Source organism: Streptomyces doebereineriae (assembly GCF_031845645.1).
GTDB classification, from domain to species: domain Bacteria; phylum Actinomycetota; class Actinomycetes; order Streptomycetales; family Streptomycetaceae; genus Streptomyces; species Streptomyces canus.
In genome coordinates, this window is the sequence record NZ_JAVREZ010000322.1 from 1 (window position 1) to 449 (window position 449).

1 pseudogene is annotated in these 449 nt (G+C 63.7%); it reads right to left on the minus strand.

Features of this window, described 5'->3' with window-relative positions:
• Positions 1 to 449, minus strand: a pseudogene (locus tag RNB18_RS52090) (hypothetical protein); the annotation flags it as partial.

A 449-nucleotide genomic window follows, 5' to 3' on the forward strand; every position in this document is an offset into this window, starting at 1 on the left:
GTATCTGTCGGCAACTCCATTGTCAGCGCACCGACAAAGGGCCTTTGTCCATCCCATTTGGCCCATTCGGCGGCCAGCCCGGGAAAGTAGATCTCGTCGTAGGCCTGGATCTCCAGCGAACCACGCTCGGCCACTCTCCATGCGGAAGGGCCGGTGGCCTTCGGTAGGCCCAGTTCCCTCCGCTGCGGATCCTCGAGCCGTTTCATCATCGGCCAACTCAACCACTCCGACACCCTCATAATCGTGCGGGCCAACCGCGCCGGTAAGGCGGGAACGAGCTGGCCGTTGGGCCGTAGCGGGAACACATGCAGCATGGCGAACGGAATGTCGCAGGCCTCCGCGACGTTGCCCGCAGCCTCCTCGCCGATCACGCCGGTGAACAGCAGATCCGCCCCATCCGCCAGTGACGTCAGCGTCTTGCTGACCTCCTGCCAGTACTGGTCGAAGAG